This is a genomic window from Citrobacter sp. RHB35-C17, assembly GCF_013816795.1.
Taxonomy (GTDB): Bacteria; Pseudomonadota; Gammaproteobacteria; order Enterobacterales; family Enterobacteriaceae; genus Citrobacter_A; species Citrobacter_A amalonaticus.
This window is the reverse complement of the sequence record NZ_CP057150.1, coordinates 501149-515812: the sequence shown is the minus strand read 5'-3', so window position 1 is coordinate 515812 and position 14664 is coordinate 501149. Positions and strand designations below refer to the sequence as shown.

Annotated in this window: 11 protein-coding genes; 1 reads left to right on the top strand and 10 read right to left on the bottom strand. The window is 55.6% G+C overall.

From position 1 onward, the window contains the following. Positions 1-24 precede the first annotated feature (24 nt). From aaeB to aaeX, 3 genes are read right to left on the bottom strand one after another with little or no spacing between them, the layout of a single operon-like run. Positions 25-1992: a p-hydroxybenzoic acid efflux pump subunit AaeB gene (aaeB, locus tag HVZ37_RS02475; RefSeq protein WP_042998329.1), complete on the bottom strand. Its 1968-nt coding sequence runs from the start codon at positions 1990-1992 to the stop codon at positions 25-27. A 5-nt stretch (positions 1993-1997) separates the two neighbouring features. Then, positions 1998-2930, bottom strand: coding sequence for a p-hydroxybenzoic acid efflux pump subunit AaeA (gene aaeA, locus HVZ37_RS02470; protein WP_042998330.1), 933 nt, complete (start codon positions 2928-2930; stop codon positions 1998-2000). A gap of 7 nt (positions 2931-2937) precedes the next feature. Continuing rightward, entirely contained in the window at positions 2938-3141 is a 204-nt protein-coding gene (gene aaeX, locus HVZ37_RS02465) for a p-hydroxybenzoic acid efflux pump operon protein AaeX (protein ID WP_000051841.1), read from the bottom strand. Between the two features lie 182 nt (positions 3142-3323). Between aaeX and aaeR the strand changes: the two genes are divergently transcribed. Continuing rightward, a complete protein-coding gene (aaeR, locus tag HVZ37_RS02460; protein ID WP_042998331.1) occupies positions 3324-4253 on the top strand; it encodes an HTH-type transcriptional activator AaeR in 930 nt (309 codons plus the stop codon). Positions 4254-4344: 91 nt separating this feature from the next. On the opposite strand, the gene tldD is transcribed toward aaeR, so the two are convergent. The 7 genes from tldD to mreB form a co-directional block, all read right to left on the bottom strand. Further along, the gene (tldD, locus tag HVZ37_RS02455; RefSeq protein WP_044263671.1) at positions 4345-5790 is read right to left on the bottom strand and encodes a metalloprotease TldD; all 1446 of its coding nucleotides are present in this window, start codon (positions 5788-5790) and stop codon (positions 4345-4347) included. Between the two features lie 77 nt (positions 5791-5867). Continuing rightward, a complete protein-coding gene (yhdP, locus tag HVZ37_RS02450) occupies positions 5868-9668 on the bottom strand; it encodes an AsmA2 domain-containing protein YhdP (RefSeq protein ID WP_181628082.1) in 3801 nt (1266 codons plus the stop codon). A gap of 56 nt (positions 9669-9724) precedes the next feature. Further along, a complete protein-coding gene (gene rng, locus HVZ37_RS02445) occupies positions 9725-11194 on the bottom strand; it encodes a ribonuclease G (RefSeq protein ID WP_042998334.1) in 1470 nt (489 codons plus the stop codon). Next, positions 11184-11777 (bottom strand): nucleoside triphosphate pyrophosphatase, encoded by a 594-nt coding sequence (locus tag HVZ37_RS02440; protein ID WP_042998335.1) that lies wholly within the window; start codon positions 11775-11777, stop codon positions 11184-11186. The genes rng and HVZ37_RS02440 overlap by 11 nt, the downstream gene beginning before the upstream one ends. Before the next feature lie 8 nt (positions 11778-11785). Further along, complete coding sequence (gene mreD / locus HVZ37_RS02435) at positions 11786-12274, bottom strand: rod shape-determining protein MreD (protein ID WP_042998336.1); 489 nt, start codon at positions 12272-12274, stop codon at positions 11786-11788. Continuing rightward, a complete protein-coding gene (gene mreC / locus HVZ37_RS02430; RefSeq protein ID WP_042998337.1) occupies positions 12274-13302 on the bottom strand; it encodes a rod shape-determining protein MreC in 1029 nt (342 codons plus the stop codon). Before mreC ends, mreD begins: the two co-directional genes overlap by 1 nt. Positions 13303-13365: 63 nt before the next feature. Beyond that, complete coding sequence (gene mreB / locus HVZ37_RS02425; protein WP_000913396.1) at positions 13366-14409, bottom strand: rod shape-determining protein MreB; 1044 nt, start codon at positions 14407-14409, stop codon at positions 13366-13368. Between the last annotated feature and the right edge of the window lie 255 nt (positions 14410-14664).

The window sequence follows — 14664 nt, the reverse complement described above, 5'->3', positions numbered from 1 at the left end:
GCTTTTGGCATCGGTTTCTGAGGGTTAGCTGTCGGTTAGCGCATGCTGGTACTTGTGCAACATACCGGTCAGTCGTTTCACCGGTTCAGTGACCTGCGGGGGTGCTTCCCAGACTCGCAGCTTTTCCTGATACACGTCCAGCTCATCCAGTAGCTGACCAAAGTAGCGTCGACGCTTGTCGTCATTCACGGCTGAAATGACATGATCCGCCGTACGACGCAACTGCTGGTGGAACGCGGAGAGATCGTCGTTGACCGGAATCGGCGCATCCCGCAGACGCTGGTGCGCAATGATCATGGTCAGCGCCAGACGGAACTTCGGCAAATCCCCCGGGAATTTATTCATCAACAGAAACAGCTGCTGATAAAGCGCGGGAAGATGGTTCTCTTTGCGCCGTACCACGTTGGTGGTCATCGCTGACACCGCCGCAGAAACAAACTGGTTGAGCAGCACACGACCCGTACGATCGCGAGAATTATCGCGCACAATCACAATGACCAGAAAGGCCAGTACGCAGCCCACAATCTGCCCTAACGCACTGTCCAGGAACTGGCTGAAGTGGAAGGTCATCGGGTTATCCAACACGATAATGTTAATGGTACTGGCCAGCGCGCCCATCGACCCCAGACGCCGCTTCTGTACTTCGATCCCCAGAAAGAATCCCAGCACCGCGAGGCTCAGACAAAGCAACAGCATGCTCTGTTGGGTATTGGGGAGGATCACCAGAAAATAGAGCGCCCCCAACGGCAGCGCGGCAAGCGTACCGTAAATAAAGTCGATAGCGACCATGCGTGGGTTCGGCAGACGCATCGCCAGCGAAGTCACCACCGCAATCATTACCATTGCGCCGTTACCGGAAGTCCAGCCTGTCCACAGCCAGAACAGCGTTCCCAGCACACAAGAGAGCGTGGTGCGCCAGAAGTTCACCATGGCATGGTGACGTTCCGCGGACTCGACTTTCACCACCGGTTCTCCCTGCAACACTTCCTCTTCCGTGGCGCTGATTTTGGTATTGCTGATCACGCCACGCTTCAGCAGCAGATAGCGCGTTGCCGCCCCAGCCCAGGTATACAGCGTGACGGGCGTTTCACGCTCACCGGTCCAGGCAATCACCCGGCGCAGGCGCTTAAGCTGTTTATGCACATCCTGCGCGGTTTCAACCGGCATGGCGAAGAACTCACGGAAGGTATCGGTGATCAGCTCAGGACGCGTGTTCTGGATCAGATAGGTTTCGCAGGATTGCGTAATCATGGTCAGCGACAGGGTATTGATCGCCTTCAGGCGGCGATTCGCCCGCGCCCAGCGGGAGGATTCCATGTTCAGGTTGCTGCGCATTCCTTCCAGCGCCGTGGCCCGACGTACCAGATCGCCCCAGGCTTTGTCCACTTCTTCGCTATCGCCATGTTTAATGCACAACTGCATCAGTTGGTACTGTGCCACCAGCAGGCTATCCAGCTCACGATCGACCTCTTGCTTGATCGATCGCGGAGAAAAGAGCAGATCTGCGATAATGGCGCAGACAATCCCGATGACAATCTCGCTACAGCGTTCTACGGCAAACTGCGGCGTAAGCAGCGGTTCGGTTTGAATAGTGATGACAATAATCAGCGCGGTGTAGCCCGATAACCCCCATGCATAGGAGTTCTCAACGCGCACCAGCGAAGAGATCCACGTACAAAACCCCGCCCAGATACAGCACACCAGAATCATCAGCAAAGGTGCGCGGATCATCGCAATGATGATCACCAGTGCCGCAATACAACCAATAAAGGTGCCGACAATGCGCAACATCCCGCGATAACGAATCGCGCCAGAATACGGTTCACCGCCAGCGGCAAAGGCCGGACCCGCCGCGACAATCGCCGCCGTCAGCACCGCCCAGCGTGGTGTTTCAAGCTGAAAGTGAAAGCCAATAAACAACGCCAGGACAATCGCGCAGGCCAGTTTGACCGCAAAGCGAATGTGCTGGTTGGCGATGGAAAAAATGCCCATCGCGATTAACCAAATTCGCGCAGACGGTGCGCCATTTTACGGAAGAACGAATCATTATTTTCGTCACGATCCTGCTTGCCGGTGATCACGACAGTCGCCGTGGTGCCGGCAGGCCACAGATTTTCCTGCTGATCGTCAAGCTGGATACGCACCGGAACGCGCTGCGCCAGGCGTACCCATTCCAGATTGGAATCGATCGTCGCCATGCCTTTATCGTCGCGGGTACTGCTGGCATTGGTGACCCCTGCCGCGATGCTATCGACTCGCCCTTTTAACACCTTATTGCTACCCAACGGGGTAATTTCTGCGCGATAGCCCGGACGGACGCCCTCCAGCTTGGTCTCTTCCATATAGGCCAGCACATAGAAGGAGTTCTGTTTCACCAGCGCCACGGCGGTAGAGCCTCGGGTAATAAACTCACCGGTATAGACGTTCAGGTTAGTCACCCAACCATCCGCAGGCGCGCGAATGACGGTACGTTCGAGATCTAACCTGGCGAGGTCGCGAGTCGCCTGCGCTTTAGCCAACTGATGTAATACGGTTTGCAGAACGTTATTGGCCTGATCAATCTCTTCACGGGACATCGCCTGGACGCCAAGACGGTTACGACGTCCGGCTTCCTGGCGTTTCTCTTGCGCCAGCACCTGATAATAGGCGACGTCGGCTTCGGCCTCTTCCAGCGCTTTTTGGTAGCGCGGTTGATCGATGGTGAACAGCACCTGATCTTTCTTCACCAGTTGATTATCATGCACCTTAACGGCAGTGATGAGTCCGGCAACGTCCGGCGCGATGGCAACCACGTCTGCGCTGAATCGGGCATCACGCGTCCACGGTGATTCAGTGTAATAGACCCAGGCGCGGAAAATAGCGATGAATGCCAGGATGACCAGTACGAGGGTAATGGCCGTACGGGAGATTTTTCTTGTTAGTGTTTTCACTTCAACCTCAAACGAACAGGCGCGATATCAAGTAAAAGAGACAGCAATACAGCGCAGTATTAAACAGAGCCGGATGCCAGACAAAATCATAGATGCCCGTAGGCACAAGCACCCGGCGCACCAGCCAGAAAATCGCCAGTGACAGAAGCAATTCAAAGAATATCGGTGGGAAGGACAGACCAAACACCACGATAACGGGAAACAGACTCATATTGACCTTGATATTGTAGAGAGTGCAGGCGATACAGTTTTCAGCAAATGTCGACGCGGAGAAGGGCAAGGAAAGCCAGGCGAGAGCGACATAGCCTTTATTTGAATAATAATATATTACCGTAACTGTTATGCTGTTATCTATAATATGTGATCTAAATCACTTTTAAGCCAGAGTGAATAATGGAACGATTAAAGCGCATGTCGGTGTTCGCGAAAGTGGTGGAATTTGGTTCCTTCACCGCCGCCGCCAGACAGCTACAAATGAGTGTTTCGTCGATTAGCCAGACGGTGGCAAAACTGGAAGATGAGCTGCAGGTCAAGCTGCTGAACCGCAGCACGCGTAGCATTGGCTTGACTGAAGCCGGGAAAATTTATTATCAGGGCTGTCGGCGTATGCTGCATGAAGTGCAGGATGTTCACGAGCAGCTTTATGCCTTTAACAACACGCCGATTGGTACGCTGCGCATTGGTTGTTCTTCAACCATGGCACAAAATGTCCTCGCGGGGATCACCGCTAAAATGCTCAAAGAGCACCCTGGCCTGACGGTCAATCTGGTCACCGGTATTCCGGCCCCCGACCTGATTGCCGACGGTCTGGATGTGGTTATCCGCGTGGGTGCCCTCCAGGATTCAAGCCTGTTTTCACGTCGCCTGGGCGCAATGCCGATGGTGTTATGCGCGGCGAAACGCTATCTCGCACAGTATGGGACACCGGAAAAACCGGCCGATCTCACCAACCACTCCTGGCTGGAATACAGCGTGCGTCCGGATAATGAGTTTGAGCTGATCGCCCCGGAAGGGATCTCCACGCGACTGATCCCACAGGGACGCTTTGTGACCAACGATCCAATGACCCTCAGCCGCTGGCTGACCGCCGGCGCAGGGGTTGCCTACGTCCCGCTGATGTGGGTGATCAATGAGATCAACCGGGGCGAACTTGAGATCTTACTGCCGCGCTACCAGTCCGATCCGCGTCCGGTCTATGCACTGTATACCGAAAAAGACAAACTGCCGCTGAAAGTACAGGTAGTGATTAACTATTTGACCGACTATTTCGTCGACGTGGCACAGATTTTTCAGGGAATGTATGGTCGGGGAAAAGAAAAGTGAGAAATTGCCCGGTGGCGCTGCCGCTTACCGGGCCTATGGGAGCATCAGTTGTTGACCGGACAGGCGTAAACCACTATCCGGCAACTGACAGTCAGGCGGTGCCGCCGACCGTCAGGTTATCCACTTTCAGCGTCGGTTGACCCACGCCCACCGGCAGGCTCTGGCCCTCTTTGCCACAGACGCCGACGCCGTTATCCAGCTTCAGGTCGTTACCGACCATCGAAATCTGCTGCATCGCTTCGATACCCGAACCAATCAACGTGGCCCCTTTCACCGGCTTCGTCACTTTGCCGTTCTCAATCAGATACGCCTCTGAGGTAGAGAAGACGAACTTACCGGAGGTGATATCCACCTGACCGCCGCCAAAGTTTGGCGCATAGATCCCGTACTCTACGGACTCAATGATCTCCTGCGGCGTGGATTTACCCGGCAGCATATAGGTGTTGGTCATACGCGGCATCGGCAGATGCGCGTAAGACTCGCGGCGACCGTTTCCGGTCGGCGCAACGCCCATCAGCCGCGCATTCAGTTTGTCCTGCATGTAACCTTTCAAAATGCCGTTTTCGATCAATACATTGTATTGACCCGGCGTGCCTTCGTCGTCAATGGCCACCGACCCCCGGCGCTCCGCCATCGTCCCATCGTCCACCACGGTGCACAGTTCAGAGGCGACCAGTTCGCCCATATGACCGCTGAATACCGATGTGCCGCGACGGTTAAAGTCCCCTTCCAGGCCATGTCCCACCGCTTCGTGCAGCAGTACGCCAGGCCAGCCAGCCCCCAACACAACGGGCAGCGTCCCGGCAGGCGCGGCAACCGCAGACAGGTTCACCAGCGCCATGCGTACGGCCTCTTTCGCCCACGCGTCGGCGCGGACGTCGCCATCCAGATCGGCGAGGAAATAATCGTAGCCAAAACGCCCACCGCCACCGCTGGCGCCGCGCTCACGTTTACCGTCTTCTTCCACCTGTACGCTGACCGACAGGCGCACCAGCGGACGCACATCGGCGGCCAGTGTCCCGTCAGTAGCGGCAACGAGGATCAATTCATACACGCCGGTCAGGCTGGCCGACACTTCCTGCACGCGTTTATCCGCTTCACGGGCAACTTTATCGACGCGGCGCAGGATATCGAGCTTCTCTTCACGGCTCATGCTTTGCAGCGGATCGACAGAGGTGTACAGCGCAGGATACTCAACGGCACCGAGGGTCTTCACTTTCCCGTCGCCATTGTCACGCACGATGGTACGCGCGGCGCGCGCACTCTGTTCCAGCGCCTGCAGACTGATCTGGTCAGCATAGGCAAACCCGGTTTTTTCACCGCTCACTGCGCGAACACCAACGCCCTGATCGATATTGTAAGAACCATCTTTAATGATGCGGTCTTCTAAAACCCAGGATTCGTGATAGCTCGACTGAAAATAGAGATCGCCGTAATCAAGACGACGTTCGGCCAGTTGGCCCAGAATGGCAAACAGATCCTGATGTTTCAGGCCGTTCGCCGCTAGCAATTGTTCACTTACCAGGTTCAGACTCATCGTTATTGCTACTCGTTAATGACTGCAGATAGAGGATCTATGTACTGAGAGTGGGGCAATTCCTTGCCCCCGTCAAATCATTGCGAATTTTCTTTCCGCGGCTGGCGCAGGACTTCGTTGATTTGTGGTTTGTCGACCGGACCGGTGATCCGATAGCGCAGAATCGAGACTTTACTCCATAGCGGTCCTAGCACTTTACTGGCGGCAAAGACTGCCGCACCAACGATCGGGTTCACCGCAAACGCGGCGGCTACCCCCACCGTGGCGGAGATTTCCGGTGCCACCACCGCTTCAATATCCAGCTCGCGGCGCACCAGGTTGACCGACCCTTTCATGGCGATATCCGCTTCCAGCCCGTCTACCAGCGTGTCGTCCGTATGCAATATGCCGTCTTTGATCCAGGCAGTGCTGCGAATGGAGTCGAAGTAAAAACCTTCATTGAAGGTATCGCTAAAATCGAAGCGTAGTTTACGCAGCAGCGCGTCAAAGCTCAGCAAGCGCAGCAACTGTCCCGCGTGCCCGGTGCTTAGCTCGGTGATCTCCCCTTTACCCAGACGGGTGCGGATAATGCCGTTCAGCGAGGCTTCCTCCGGCTTCCACGGCGGATTGCGCCAGTGCAGATCGTAATCCACGTTGAACGACGCGTTGCGAATCGGTGTAGAGACGCCAAAGAACCCTGCCGCGGCGTCAATTTTGTTACCCCGCAGTTTTCCTTTTAAAGAGGTACGCTCGCTGCCAGGGGTGTTAACCCACTGTCCGTCCGCCGTCAGCCTGGTGAAACCGGTGTCCAGCAGACCGTTACTCAGGTTCAGAGTGTCACCCTGAATGGCCACATCCGCATCGATGCGTCCGTATTTCTGTCCCCACATCCAGCACTCTTCACAGCGTAACTGGACGTCAGGCCAGCCACGGAAACTAACGCGTTCTACGGATGCAAATGCCGATGCCGGCGTGTCGCTGTTATCCGTTTTGGCCACGGTGGGGTTGTAATAGAGGTATTTGATATTTGCCAGCCACGGTGCGTTATTGCGCATTGCCAGCGTTGCGTTGATCTCACGCCCCTGCGCCTCGACTTTAGTGCCATTCGATGCCGGTTCAGACACGAGGCTCAGGTTGTTCCACTGTTGTCCGCCCAGCGTTAACGCTGGCGTGCGCAGCGTAATGTGTTGCGGGAAGTTCGCGTTGGCACCAACGTTGTCCGCCGCACCTTTCTGGAACAGGGCCAGCCATTGTGCGCCATCCATCGCGGGCAGATTCAGCTCAATGCCTTCGCGTTCAGGCAAAGGCGGCGGCGTCCGGCTTTCCGCCGTCCAGATCGCGCGATCCAGCGTCAGCTTCTGATTTAACAGCCAGCGGCTGTTAAAATGATTTTCCTGTCCGGCGCTACCGGTCAGCGTAAAGCTGCGCAGGTCGCCCGTTGCTTTAATTTTAACGGGTAATGCCTCACCCGCGCTTTTATCCAGCGGAGAAGGTAAGTGACTGCTCACATTCCTGAGATCGCCGTTCAGCTCAACGTTGTAGGTCGTGCCGGAATGATACGGCAGGTCGATACCCACTTTACCGTCCCACGTCAGACTGCCGCTGAGCGCGTCATTAATTTGTGATGGCAGAACGCCAGTACGAGCGGGCTGCCAGTTACCGTTAAGATTCACCGCAACCTGATAGGCTTTCGTCCCTTCCGTGGTGGCGAAATCAACGTTCACTGGCTGATTAAACCAGTTCGCCGTCATCAGCTCGCTTTTCAGGTTGCCATTGGTAAAGCTGAATTTGCCGCTGAGGTTTTTCAGGGTGCTGTCGAGCGGTTTGATGAACAGGCTATTATCGCGCAGCGACACATCGCCTTTTGCGGTAACTAATTCGCCGTCCAGCGGGATATCCAGATGTAAGCGAGCATTCACATCGCCGTCGATCTGCAGTTGCTCAAGCGTGGCACCCAGCGAATCCTTCAACGGCGTGTCGTCAAAATACGGACCTACCGCCTTGCCTGGCCCCTGAATATCAGCATCAATCAGCAACTTCTCTTTGGCGTAGTCCGGGATGACCGCCGTCAGGTTCGTGGCCTTCACGCCGCCTAAATTGACGCCATCGGTTTTCATCCACAGGCCGTCATTCAGGAAATCCAGCTCGATATTCAGGTCGGTCAGCGCAGGCCAGTCCGGCTGAAAGGCAAATTTCGCATTGCGTAATGGGACCAGCACTTCAAACTGGCCTTCGTTGTGCTTGTACGGGAACAAATGCGGATTACCGCCATACACCAGCGTCGCGTTTTCCGCTTCTCCACCCTGAATCGCACCGCTGAGATAGTCCACCAGCGCCTTGCCCATCAGATTTTCCGGGAAGTAACGCCAGGCCTGAGAGCCGTCATCAGTGCTGATACCCGCCAGAATCCCCAGCCAGGGGTCATCGCCTGTCGGCTGTAGATAGCGGAAGCCGCCACGCGCATGGACCGCTTTCGCTTTCACATCAATATTACGTCCGTCCAGCTGAAAACCGTTGTCATTCTTTAGCCAGTTCAGCGTGGCAACGCCGTCTTCAATTTCTAATGGCGCACGGAAGACCGTTTCGTAGGGCATTTTGGCCTGTTTCATCGACGCGGTCAGCGCGCCATTTTCCACACTCCCGGAGAGCGTTCCGGAGAAGTGCTCTGCCCCTGGCAACAGCTTCCACTGTTTCCACGCCAGATCGCGCCATGAGGCCTGAAAACGCGTCTTTTCCGTGGCCTGAAGCGGGATATCCAGCGCCAGGGTATCGATATTTCCGCTCGGTTGGGTGGCAAGCCAGATGTCACCCAGCTCGGGCGAAAGCTTCGACACCATCGGGCGTAGCCCCTCAAGCCCGGTCAACTCCAGATGGCTGGCGCGGATGCGCAGTTCGTCACTGCGTTTTCCGTCTGCGCCACCGACTTCCTGCTCGGGGATCCAGGCGAGCTGTAGCGCACCGCGCGGCCAGGCCTTGCCGTCCATTGTGATGCGAGTATCGGGAATAGAAAACTGCCAGCCCGGCTGTTCATGACTGATATGCGCCGTCAGATTGTCGACAGAGAGCGTATGGAGGTTATTGTCGCCTTTCCAGCTCGCGCCCCCCTGTTTCAGCCAGACATCGCCACCGGCGATCTCACCTTTGCTGATGGTCATCCAACCTTCGAGGCTAAAGCGCGCGGTCTCCAGCGCCACGTTATCCTGCATCCATTTTCCCAGCCACGGCTTCACGTCGATATCGTCGGCCTGCAACCAGACCCGACCATTATTCAGCAACCCTTCATCATCACGCAGATCCATGCGCACCTGCATGACGCCGTGCTGACCGGTCAGACTGGAGAGGCTGACTTGTCCTTCCGCGCGGTGGCGGTTTTTACCATTAACCCAGGTCAGTTGCGGAATCGCCAGTTCGGCGCGCTGACCGGATAGCGTCAGAAAGCTGATTTGACTGTCGCGGAGATCGAAGTGATCGAACTGGCGCAGGAAAAGATCGTTGATTCGGCTGGCTTCCAGACCGTCACCGCTTTCGCTGCGTTCAATCGGCGTGTTGGTACGGAAATTCAGTTGCCAGAAGGTGAGATCGCGAAATTGCCAGCGCATGTGCAGCAAACTTTGCCAGACATCCAGCGCCAGGGTAACGCGTTTTACCGAAAATTCTCCGCCGTCTTTCAGTTCCGCGCGGATATCACGTGCTTCGAGAGTGGGTCCAAAATTTTGCCAGTTGGCGGAGATCTGGCTGGCCTTGACCGGCAGCCCCGTCGCAGACTCAATTTTGCTGAGGATCGTCGGACGCCAACTGTCGAGATGCGGTAATGCCAGGCGCAAACCACTGACCAACAGCGCTACGACAACGACGAGCGCGGCTCCAGTGAGCAATAATATCCCCGGCAATCGCCTCACGCGTCTCTCCTTGTCTGCCTGAAAATGCGCCGCCCGTCACGCGGCACCGTATCGGTTTACATCATTACGACGTCAAACTGCTCCTGGTTATAGAGCGGTTCAATTTGTACTTTCACCTGTTTGCCGACAAAAATCTCAACTTCCGCCAGCGCGTGCGACTCTTCCCCTTTCAGGGTTTCCGCCACTGCCGGAGAAGCATAGACCAGGAAGCGGTCGGAGTCGTAGGCGTGGTGCACGCGAACGATCTCACGCATGATCTCATAGCAGACAGTTTCCACCGTCTTCACCGTGCCGCGTCCGTGACAGGTCGGACATTCGTTGCACAACACATGCTCCACGCTCTCACGCGTGCGCTTGCGCGTCATCTCCACCAGACCCAACTGCGAAAAACCGTTAATGCTGGTTTTCACCCGATCTTTACTCAGCGCCTGCTCAAGCGAATGCAGTACCCGGCGACGGTGATCCTCATTATTCATGTCGATAAAATCGATAATAATGATACCGCCGAGATTACGCAGTCGCAGCTGACGGGCAATCGCCTGGGTCGCTTCAATATTAGTGTTAAAGATGGTGTCATCAAGATTACGATGGCCGACAAACGCGCCGGTATTGATATCGACGGTGGTCATCGCTTCAGTTTGATCGATAATCAGATAGCCGCCGGATTTCAGTTCCACTTTACGCTCCAGCGCTCGCTGGATTTCATTCTCAACGTCAAAGAGATCGAAAATCGGCTGGCGTCCGCTGTAATGCTCCAGCTTGCTGGTCATTTCCGGGATGTATTCCGCAGTAAACTCCAGCAGGGCTTCATAGGTCAGACGGGAATCCACGCGAATGCGGTCTAACTGTGCGTCAGCAAAATCACGCAGTACACGCTGCGCCAGCGCCAGCTCGCCATACATCTGGTAACGCGTCTGCGGACGCTTTTTGCGCTCCATCACTTTGGTCCAGACGCGCTTGAGGTACGCGGCGTCTGACGCCAGATCGTCTTCACAAACGCCTTCTGCCGCAGTGCGGATGATAAATCCACCCTGCTCGTCACAGTACTCAGCGACCACTTTCTTCAGGCGCTCACGCTCGGCTTCACTTTCGATACGCTGAGACACACCCACATGCGAGGCGCCGGGCATAAAGACCAGATAACGAGACGGTAAAGTGATGTCGGTGGTCAGACGCGCGCCTTTGGTGCCCAACGGATCTTTCACCACCTGCACCATCAGATCTTGCCCCTGACGCACCAGCTCCGAAATATCGCGAACAGTAAACTGCTTCTGCTCTTCACCCGCCACGCATTCGGTGTGCGGCATAATGTCGGAAGCGTGAAGAAACGCGGCTTTATCCAGCCCAATATCTACAAAAGCCGCCTGCATACCCGGAAGTACGCGACTGACCCGACCTTTGTAGATATTGCCTACGATCCCGCGTCGCGCTTCGCGCTCAATATGAATTTCTTGCAGAATACCGCCATCAATGTACGCCACGCGTGTTTCCGATGGCGTTACGTTTACCAACAATTCAGCCGTCATGTGTATCCCTTTTCTCACGCAGTGAGTTAAAATTGCTCAGCAACTCATACGTTTCAACCAGCGGTAAGCCGACTACGGCGTGATAGCTGCCATTTATCTTCCTGACAAAACAGCCACCCTGCCCCTGAATACCGTATGCACCTGCTTTATCCATCGGTTCACCGCTGGCGATATAGTCAGCGATATCCGCATCCGTCAACGCTCTGAACGTCACCTCGGTCATCACCAGGCAGTCAAGCACATACTGGCTATCCGCCAGCGCAACGGCCGTCATCACCTGATGCGTTTGCCCGGACAATTTGCGCAACATCAGCGCCGCATGGTGTACGTCACGTGGCTTCTCTAACACTTCCCCATTGAGGATAACGATGGTATCCGCCCCCAGAACAGGGAGATCGCGCGGCGTCTGCGCCACGCCGGCCTGGGCTTTTTCCCGCGCCAGACGCGACACATATTGCTGTGCGCTTTCCCCTTCACCACGCGTTTCTTCGATTCCCGTAACAATACGTTCGAAAGAAACGCCTAACTGCGTGAGCAGTTCCTGACGACGCGGCGAACCGGAAGCTAAGTATAGAGATGTCATAGAAACCTTTATTGCACTGCAAATTGCTGGCGGACTTTACGCATCAGCAAGAAAAGCCACGGCCAGAGCACTCCGTTGACTACACTACTCCAGAACACTTCAGGTCTGAAAGAGACGTTGATCACTAAAAACTCTGACCAGAAAACAATAATATCCACCACCAGCGAAAGCAACATCACCACCAGTGCCTGCTGCCAGAGCGCCAGATTGCGAAAGAGCTGAAATTTCAGCGCAACCAGGTAAGCGATGATGCTCATCGACAATGCCCGCACGCCAAGCGTGGAACCACTAATGAGATCCAGTATGGCACCCATCACGAAACCTGTGCCCACATTGACGCGATGCGGCAGGGCGAGGATCCAGTAGAGTAAAATAAGCAGCACCCAGTTTGGCCGAAAGACAATGATCTCATCCGGCCAGGGCATCACTTGCAATAACAGAGCGATAAAGAACGAGAGCCAGATAACCCAGCGACCCTGGCTACGATAGCTTGCCACTACTGGCCTCCCGGCGCACGCGCTGGAGGCGGCGTCGCACCCGCTGGCGGAGCGGCAGGTGATGACGTGATACCGGTTGCTGGCGCAGGCACGGGCGACGGCGGCCCCATCATGTCCGGAGACGGCAACACTTGCGGCATCATCTGCATCAGACGTTCATTCGCCACGCGATGCACATCTTCCGGCGTCATCGGGTTGGCGCCGTTACGGTCGGCCCCCCACAGCAACAGCAGATAGCGCAGACGCTGTAAGCCCGCAGTAGGACGCGCCTGAATCACGGTGTAAGCACGTTGAGTATCCAGCTTAACGGAAGAGACCACGCCAACCGGATAGCCTTCCGGGAAACGACCGCCCAGACCAGACGTAACCAGCACATCGCCAACGCGAATATCGGTATTGGCTGGCAGGTGTTCGAGTTGCAGATCGTCGGTGCAGCCGTTACCGGCCGCGATCACCCGGATGTCGTTGCGCAACACCTGAATGGGTAAGGCATGCGTGGCATCACAAATCAGCAGGACGCGGCTGGTCAGCTTCGCCACCGCGACGACCTGACCGACAACGCCTTTGTCGCTGATTACCGGTTGGCCTTCGTAAACACCGTTCACGCTGCCTTTGTCGATAACCACCTGGTCGCTGTAGGGATCGTTAACCGTGGAGATGACCTGCGTCACCATCTTTTGTTCATCCTGACGCAGCGGCGAACCCAGCAGCTCGCGCAGGCGCGCGTTCTCCTGTTTGTACTGCCCCAGCATCAACAGTTCACTGTTTTTCAGCAGCAGTTCCTGACGCAGCGCCCGGTTTTCAAGCTCAAGCTGGTCGCGTGAGGCGAGCGTTTGCGAGACGCCATCAAGCAGTTCACGGGGACCATTGGAAATAAAGTAGAAAGGACTGACGGCGGTATCCATGTAGGTACGGATCTGACTGAACGTACCCAGGCGGCTGTCGGCAATAATAACGCCGAGCGCCACCAACACCGCCAGAATAAGGCGAATCTGTAGCGAGGGGCCACGGCTAAAAATTGGCTTCATAAGTTTGCGTATTCTCGTATCAGAGTCGGCAGGACAGCATAATGCTCTCCTGCCGGCACCCGATTACTCTTCGCTGAACAGGTCGCCGCCGTGCATGTCGATCATTTCCAGCGCTTTGCCGCCGCCACGCGCCACACAGGTCAGCGGGTCTTCAGCGACAACAACTGGAATACCGGTTTCTTCCATTAACAGACGATCAAGGTTACGCAACAGCGCGCCACCACCAGTGAGCACCATTCCGCGCTCGGAGATATCAGACGCCAGTTCCGGCGGGCACTGTTCCAGTGCAACCATCACCGCGCTAACGATACCGGTCAGCGGCTCCTGCAGGGCTTCCAGAATCTCGTTAGAGTTCAGGGTGAAGCCGCGAGGAACACCTTCTGCCAGGTTACGACCGCGCACTTCGATTTCGCGCACTTCGTCGCCCGGATAGGCAGAACCAATTTCATGCTTGATACGCTCTGCGGTGGCTTCACCGATCAGAGAACCGTAGTTACGGCGCACATAATTAATGATGGCTTCATCGAAGCGATCGCCGCCGATACGAACAGAAGAAGAATAGACCACACCGTTCAGGGAGATAACGGCGACTTCCGTCGTACCGCCACCGATGTCCACAACCATCGAGCCGGTTGCCTCAGAAACGGGCAGACCCGCACCGATTGCCGCCGCCATCGGCTCTTCAATCAGGAAGACTTCGCGGGCGCCAGCGCCCTGTGCGGATTCACGAATAGCACGACGCTCAACCTGAGTGGCACCAACCGGTACGCACACCAGCACTCGCGGGCTTGGACGCATAAAGCTGTTGCTGTGCACTTGCTTGATGAAGTGCTGGAGCATTTTTTCAGTCACGAAGAAATCGGCAATAACGCCGTCTTTCATTGGGCGAATAGCAGCAATGTTGCCCGGCGTACGACCCAGCATCTGCTTCGCATCATGACCTACTGCAGCCACGCTTTTCGGTGAACCGGCACGATCCTGACGAATGGCCACAACGGAAGGCTCATTCAATACGATGCCTTGTCCTTTTACATAAATGAGGGTATTCGCGGTACCCAGGTCAATGGACAAGTCATTGGAAAACATGCCACGAAATTTTTTCAACATACTAAGGGATAATCCTGAAAGCTGGGGCGGAAAACAAAATCCGCTTACTTTACCAACCACACGCAGCAGCGACAAGGCGCAAAAATCATCTGCTACGGTGAAAATTAGTGCAGTTCGTTTCCTTTGTTACAAATCTCTACCTGAGTCCCTCAGGGCTGAGTACTTCAGCAGCAATCCTCGCCCTCATTTGCAACCGGTTTAAGGTCATTCACCTGCATATGTGCTGTTACAAAATGGCGAGCAGACAAGCACACC

Excerpts from the sequence above, each read along its gene's own strand:
- aaeB (WP_042998329.1), bottom strand. The coding sequence starts at position 1,992 with ATGGGCATTTTTTCCATCGCCAACCAGCACATTCGCTTTGCGGTCAAA.
- aaeX (WP_000051841.1), bottom strand. The coding sequence starts at position 3,141 with ATGAGTCTGTTTCCCGTTATCGTGGTGTTTGGTCTGTCCTTCCCACCG.
- aaeR (WP_042998331.1), top strand. The coding sequence starts at position 3,324 with ATGGAACGATTAAAGCGCATGTCGGTGTTCGCGAAAGTGGTGGAATTT.
- tldD (WP_044263671.1), bottom strand. The coding sequence starts at position 5,790 with ATGAGTCTGAACCTGGTAAGTGAACAATTGCTAGCGGCGAACGGCCTG.
- rng (WP_042998334.1), bottom strand. The coding sequence starts at position 11,194 with ATGACGGCTGAATTGTTGGTAAACGTAACGCCATCGGAAACACGCGTG.
- HVZ37_RS02440 (WP_042998335.1), bottom strand. The coding sequence starts at position 11,777 with ATGACATCTCTATACTTAGCTTCCGGTTCGCCGCGTCGTCAGGAACTG.
- mreC (WP_042998337.1), bottom strand. The coding sequence starts at position 13,302 with ATGAAGCCAATTTTTAGCCGTGGCCCCTCGCTACAGATTCGCCTTATT.
- mreB (WP_000913396.1), bottom strand. The coding sequence starts at position 14,409 with ATGTTGAAAAAATTTCGTGGCATGTTTTCCAATGACTTGTCCATTGAC.